3 protein-coding genes (1 of these 3 only partly in view) are annotated in these 6,825 nt (G+C 30.6%); all 3 read right to left on the minus strand.

The window, feature by feature from the left end:
• Window positions 1-846, minus strand: partial view of a BglG family transcription antiterminator LicT gene (gene licT, locus G3997_RS08270; RefSeq protein ID WP_296645322.1) — the 5' portion only. It extends 12 nt beyond the left edge of the window; only the first 846 of its 858 coding nucleotides appear in the window; it begins with the start codon at window positions 844-846; its stop codon lies beyond the left edge, outside the window.
• A 201-nt stretch (window positions 847-1,047) separates the two neighbouring features.
• Entirely contained in the window at window positions 1,048-3,000 is a 1,953-nt protein-coding gene (locus tag G3997_RS08275) for a fructose-1,6-bisphosphatase (protein ID WP_296645323.1), read from the minus strand.
• Window positions 3,001-3,087: 87 nt separating this feature from the next.
• Entirely contained in the window at window positions 3,088-6,639 is a 3,552-nt protein-coding gene (gene nifJ / locus G3997_RS08280; RefSeq protein WP_296645324.1) for a pyruvate:ferredoxin (flavodoxin) oxidoreductase, read from the minus strand.
• Window positions 6,640-6,825 lie beyond the last annotated feature (186 nt).

Genomic DNA, 6,825 nt, shown 5'->3' on the forward strand with positions numbered 1-6,825 from the left:
TAATTTTATAACTTCTATTACTCTATTAATATGTAATGTTAAATATAATACTTCATCTTCATTTATTTTATAAGTATAGTTATCTTCTATAAATGATTTTATATTTTGTGCACATTCATAGCTTTCTTTATACTGTATTTTAACTACCTCTAATAAATCATTTTTTTCAAACTTTGTATATTCTTTTTTATCTATTAATCGTTTTGCAAAAAACTTTAAATGAGTTAATAATCTATCAAAATTTATATCATCTTCGATAAATTCTACAGAAAAATAATTTTTTATTATATTAAGTATTTGATTTATTATATTCATTATTAAACATGATTGATTAGTAGACTCTCTATAGTTTGCATTTATAATATGAATGGCTATAAATCCAGCTTCATCTAATGAGAAATTCACATCAAAAGTCTTATTTATATATTCTAATCCCCATTTTCCTATCTCATATTCTTTTTTATGAATTCTCCTAATTTCCGATAATAATTCATTTTTTACTATCATATTATCTTTATATCTTTTTAGAGCAAAAGATATATGATCAGTTAAAGATATATAAATATATTCATCTAGGCTAGTATTTAATATTTTTTCTGCATATTCTATTATTGCACTACTTGCACCAAAAACTTCTTCAGGTATTTCACTTGCTAATTTATTTACCTTATTTTCAAAATTATTATCTTGTATTACAAACTTTTTCTCAATTTTACTTTCATCAACGATATCATCAGGTTTCTTTTTAAAACCAATTCCACATCCAGTTAATATCATCTCTTTTTTACTACTATTTTCAAATGCTAAAATAACATTGTTATTATATACCTTTTTTATTGTTACCATTGTCTCTAGTCCCCCTAAAAATAAAAATACCTAAATTAAGGTACTAAAAATACAACTTAATTTAGGTATTGCCTGCTCTATCAGTAACAATCCATTTTATTAACTTTAAATAGATTTCTTTATAATTATATTTTACTATAATATTATTTTATATTAATTATACTATCATGTCAACAATATTAAAAGTTAAAATATTCCATTTTATTCTTCTTTTATTAGACCTTTTTTATATGCCATTAAAAGTAATTTTAAATCTTTTACTTCTTCTAATAATTTTCTTCCTGCATCCGTATCTTTTACATTTTTTCTACTTAATTTATGCTCAACTAGCATTGTAGTTGATAATATATCACTTTCATTTACTATAGCTTCTTCAGTCGATGTAAATGGCTCATGTGAAACAAGCTGTAAACTTTGAGAATTATATATTAGTGTATATCCTGCTATTCCAGTTTTAGGTTGATATGCTCTTGAGAAACCACCATCTATTGCGATTATTCTTCCATTAGCCTTTATTGGACTTTCTCCATTTTTACTTTCTACAGGAACATGTCCATTTATTATATGTGATTCATTTATATCTAATCCAAATTCATCAAATAGTCTAATGCATACATCTTCATATTCTCTTAGGGTAAAATATGGATTTTTATTTTCTTTATGAGTTTCCTTTTCTGCTATAAAGTGTCTTTCAAATGTTGTCATATCATCTTTACCAAATAATGAAGAACACTTTCCAGTCCATAGATACCACATTATATCCATACCATATTGTTTTTGATTGCTCTTTTCTTTAAAGAAATAACCCTCTCTAGCTAAAGTTTCCATTTTATCCATTAAATCTTTACCACTATACTCTATTCCTTGTAGTTTCATTGTCATAAAACTTTTATCTTCGTTTAAAGGAACACATCCATGTATTAATAAATTATCATTACATACTAAATATATGCTTCCTTTTGAGAATAAAAATGATACGTGTTTCTGTAACTTTTCACTATTTTTAAACGAAGATACTAGTTTATCAATTACATTTTCCTCTTCTTTAGTTAACTTATATGGATTCTTTGGATCTATAGTAGGGAACTTAGTATCTTTTAATTTATATACTTTTCCCTTTATATTTATTGTACCTTCATCATAGTTTATATTATTTAAAAGTAACCTATGATCCATTTCAAATTCTGGTCTTCTCTTAATAACTTGACCTTCAAGTTTAAACTGAATAATACTTATAGCCTTATGCATTTTTGCTATTAGTGATTTTTCCTTAGTTGAAGTATCTCCAGAACTTCCTTTTGGAATAAAACATGTACACGGATCATCCTTATAAGTTTCTAGTGCAAAAGTTGCAAGTGGTAGTAAATTTATTCCATATATATCTTCTATTATATCTAAATTAGAATATCTAGCTGATATTCTAAGGGCATTTGCTATACAAGTTTTTTCTCCACTTGCAGCTCCCATCCATAGTATATCATGATTCCCCCATTGTATATCTACTGAGTGATAGTCCATTAATTTGTCCATAACTATATCAGGTCTAGGTCCTCTATCATATATATCTCCAACTATATGAAGCCTATCTACCACTAACATTTGTATAACTTTTGATATAGCAATTACAAATTCTTTTGCTCTATCTATACTTATAATTGTATCTACTATACTTTTATAATAATTTTGCTTGTGTACTTGTTCTACATTTTCGTTTAATAATTCTTCTATTATATACTTAAAATCTTCTGGCAGAAGCTTTCTTACTTTAGACCTAGTATATTTGCTTGCTGCATATCTACATAACTCCACTAATCTATATATGTATATTCTATAGAAATCTTCTATATTTTCTTCTTCTTTTTCTATTAGTTCTAATTTCTTTTCTGGATAATATACTAAAGTTGCTAATGTCTTTTTTTCAGATTCTCTTATACTACTTGAAAATAATTCTTCTATTTTTCTTTTTATAACTCCAGAACCATTTTTTAGTACATGTACAAATGATTCATACTCACCGTGAATATCACTTATAAAATGTTCTGTTCCTTTAGGTAGATTAAGAATAGCTTCTAAATTTATAATTTCTGTACTAGCTTTTGATATATTTGGATATTGCTTTGATAATACTTTTAAATATTTAACTTGTTTTTCCATATTCCTCCATAACTCCTCTAGATATTATTACTACTATATATTGTATCACACTTACAATAAAAGGGATGGACAAAATTTGTCCATCCCTTATNCTAATTCATAATTGTTAGCTAATCTCTTATAGTTGTTGTACCTTTCAGTAGCTTGTTCTTCAGCCATATTGAATAATTCTTCAGCTACTTCTGGGTATTGTTTCGCTATAGCAGCATATCTTACTTGACCCATTAAGAAATCTCTGAAGCTTTCAGTAGGTTCTTTAGAATCTAAAGTGAAAGGATTCTTTCCTTGTTCTTTTAATTGTGGGTTGTATCTGTATAAATGCCAGTATCCAGCTTTAACAGCTTTTTCTATGTTAGCTTGAGCTCTACCCATACCTTCTTTTATTCCGTGAGATATACATGGAGAGTAAGCTATTATTAATGATGGTCCGTCATGCTTTTCAGCTTCAACTATAGCCTTCATTAATTGGTTCTTATCTGCACCCATACCAACTTGAGCAACATATACGTTTCCGTAGCTCATAGCCATCATACCTAAGTCTTTTTTCTTAGCTCTCTTACCAGCAGCAGCGAACTTAGCCATTGCAGCAACTGGAGTTGACTTAGAAGCTTGACCTCCTGTATTTGAGTAGATTTCTGTATCAAATACAAGTACGTTTACATTTTCACCTGAAGCAAGAACGTGATCTAATCCACCGTAACCGATGTCATAAGCCCATCCATCTCCTCCAAGTATCCATTGAGATCTCTTAACTAGGTAATCTTTTCTTAATTCTATTTCAGATAATAATGCTTTTATTTCTTCATCTTCACAAGAACATGATCCAGCTAATACTTCTAGTACTTTTTCACTAGCAGCTTTAGAAGCTTCACCATCTTCTTTTGCTTCTAACCATGCTGTAAATGCAGCTTTACCATTTTCACATATATCCATAGTTAATAAAGTTTCCATAGTTTCAGCTATTTTATTTCTCATTTGCTTAACACCAAGCATCATTCCGTATCCGAATTCAGCATTGTCTTCGAATAATGAGTTTGCCCAAGATGGACCTTTACCTTCATGGTTAACTGTGTATGGAGTTGATGGAGCAGATCCTCCCCATATAGAAGAACATCCTGTAGCATTTGCTATCATCATTCTATCTCCAAATAATTGAGTAACTAACTTGATGTATGGAGTTTCCCCACATCCTGCACAAGCACCTGAGAATTCTATAAGTGGTTGTCTAAATTGACTTCCCTTAACTGTAGTTGGTGCAACTATATCTCCTTTAGGAGCAACTTTAGTAGTGTCAACTGCAAACGCCCAGTTTTCTACTTCTACTTCTTGAGTATCAAGAGGCTTCATAACTAAAGCTTTTTGCTTAGCTGGACATATGTCAGCACAGTTTCCACATCCTGTACAGTCCATTGGACTTACTTGCATTCTGTATTGTAATCCTTCAAATCCTTTACCTATAGCCTTCTTAGTATTGAAGTTTTCTGGAGCATTATTTGCTTCTTCTTCATTTACTAATACTGGTCTTATACATGCATGAGGACATACATATGCACATTGGTTACATTGTATACAGTTATCAACTAACCATTCTGGAACATTAACACCTACTCCACGCTTTTCGTATGCTGCAGTACCAGCTGGGAATGTACCATCTTCCATACCGTTAAATGTACTTACTGGTAAGCTGTTACCTTCTTGTGCATTTATTGGTCTTAATATGTTTTTGATGAAGTCTGGTTCATCTGAATCTACTGCCATTTCTAATTCTTGAGCATTAGACCAAGAAGCTGGAACATCTATCTTAACTAAAGCATTTAATCCTGCTTCAACAGCTTCAAAGTTCATATTAACAACTTTTTCACCTTTTTTACCGTAAGCTTTCTTTATAGAATCTTTTAAGTATTCTACTGCTTCAGTTTCAGGTATTATTGCAGCTAACTTGAAGAATGCAGATTGCATTATCATGTTTATTCTGTTTCCAAGACCTATTTCTTGAGCTATCTTAGTAGCATTAACAGTATAGAAGTTTATATTGTTATCAGATATGAATTTCTTCATTTTAGCTGGTAAGTTTGCTTCTAATTCTTCTTGAGACCATATAGTGTTAAGTACGAATACTCCACCTTCTTTAAGTCCTTTTAATAAGTCGTATTGGTTAACATATGCTTGGTTATGACAAGCTATATAATCAGCTTCATCTATTAAGTAAGTTGATCTTATAGGAGCATCTCCAAATCTTAAGTGAGACATTGTTATACCACCAGATTTTTTAGAGTCATATGCAAAGTAAGCTTGAGCATATTTATCTGTATTATCTCCTATTATTTTTATAGCTTGCTTGTTAGCTCCAACTGTACCGTCAGATCCTAATCCCCAGAACTTACATCTTACAGTTCCTGGTTGAGCTATTTTTATTGATTCAGATTTTTCTAATGAAGTATTTGTAACATCATCTATTATACCTAATGTGAAGTTGTTCTTAGGTTTTTCTGATGTTAAGTTATCAAATACAGTTTTTATATCTGTAGGAGTAACATCTTTTGATCCTAATCCGTATCTTCCACCTATTATCATTGGTGCATTTTCAACATCAAAGAATGCATTACGTACATCTAAGTATAATGGTTCACCTGTTGAACCTGGTTCCTTAGTTCTATCAAGTACACATATTCTTTCTGCTGATTGTGGTATAGCTTCTAATAAGTGCTTATTAGAGAATGGTCTATATAAATGAACTTTAACTAAACCATAACTTCCACCTTGTGCATTTAAGAAGTCTATAGTTTCTTCTATAGTTTCTGTAACAGATCCCATAGCTACTATTATGTTCTTTGCATTTTCATCTCCATAGTAATTGAATAATCCATGGTGTCTTCCTGTTAATTCAGACATTTTAGCCATGTATTTTTCAACTACACCTACTATATTATTGTAGTATTTGTTTGCTGCTTCTCTTGTTTGGAAGTATATATCATCATTTTGAGCTGTACCACGAGTTACTGGGTGGTTTGGAGATAAAGCACTATCTCTGAATTCTTTAACAGCTTCCATATTTAATAATGACGCATAGTCACTGTATTCTAATAATTCAACTTTTTGTATTTCATGTGATGTTCTAAATCCATCGAAGAAATGTATGAAAGGTAATTTACCTTCTATCGCAGCTAAATGTGCAACTGGTGCTATATCAGCAACTTCTTGAACAGAACCTGAAGCTAATAATACACATCCAGTTTGTCTTGCTGCCATAACGTCTTGATGGTCACCAAATATTGATAATGCTGAAGTAGCAAGAGCACGAGCACTTACGTGGAATACTCCTGGAAGTAATCCTCCAGCAACCTTATACATATTAGGTAACATTAATAATAAACCTTGAGATGCAGTGAATGTAGTTGTTAAAGCACCTGCTTGTAATGAACCATGGAATGCTCCAGCAGCACCTGCTTCTGATTGCATTTCTACAACACTAACTTTTTGTCCGAATATATTTTTTCTTCCTTGAGCTGACCAGTCGTCAACTGCTTCTGCCATGTTTGAAGATGGAGTTATTGGGAATATAGCAGCTACATCAGTAAATGCATACGCAACGTGTGCAGCAGCTGTATTTCCATCAACAGTTTTCATGAATTTAGCCATAATGTGTATTCCTCCTTAATATTACTCCTACATATTTTAAATATTAAATATTTAAACATTTGCATATTGAATACAATGTACTAATCAGTACAATTTCATATACATGCAATTGTTATGTATTAATTACATAATAAAGGATATTCTACAAATTATTATAGATTCCTCCTTTATTATGTAGCGTTAGAT

The organism is Romboutsia sp. 13368, from assembly GCF_018336475.1.
Classification (GTDB): domain Bacteria; phylum Bacillota; class Clostridia; order Peptostreptococcales; family Peptostreptococcaceae; genus Romboutsia.

What these genes read in the sequence shown, in the direction of transcription:
- G3997_RS08275 (WP_296645323.1), bottom strand. Translation starts at nt 3,000, where the DNA reads ATGGAAAAACAAGTTAAATATTTAAAAGTATTATCAAAGCAATATCCA.